Origin of the sequence: Methylobacterium sp. J-077 (genome assembly GCF_022829365.1) — a bacterium.
GTDB lineage: Bacteria > Pseudomonadota > Alphaproteobacteria > Rhizobiales > Beijerinckiaceae > Methylobacterium.
The window spans coordinates 1-436 of record NZ_JAKSYJ010000009.1; the positions used below are offsets into that span (position 1 = coordinate 1).

1 protein-coding gene is annotated in these 436 nt (G+C 61.5%); it reads right to left on the reverse strand.

The annotated features are described in order from the left end of the window. Positions 1 to 46: 46 nt before the first annotated feature. Positions 47 to 436 (reverse strand): integrase core domain-containing protein (locus tag MKL11_RS00080; RefSeq protein ID WP_243939183.1); only part of this gene is annotated, 390 nt, incomplete at its 5' end.

Below are 436 nucleotides of genomic sequence, written 5' to 3' on the forward strand. Positions count from 1 at the left end.
CCTGCCACTGACCTGACCGGTATTTTGGACCGGGCCAGTTGCGAGGTTACTGCATGGTAGCGGCCATGGGTAGCCGGAAGGCCAGATCCGGGTAGCTGACGGGCGCGGGCGGCCGATAGCCCAGCGACGAATGCGGTCGGAGGCGGTTGTAGGTGGTTTGCCAGAGACCGATCACGATCTGCGCTTCCTTCAGCGAGTAGAAGATCTCCTGGTTTAGACACTCGTCACGAAGCTTGCCGTTGAAGCTCTCGCAATAGCCATTCTCCCACGGGGATCCTGGCGCGATGTACTGGATCTGCGAGCCAGCTTTGGCGACCCACTTGCGCAACGCCTTTGCGATCATCTCAGGACCATTGTCGCAGCGGATGTTCTCCGGGATGCCGTGCAGGCACATCGCGTCGGCCAGCGCCTCGATCACGCCGAGGCTGTTGATGCG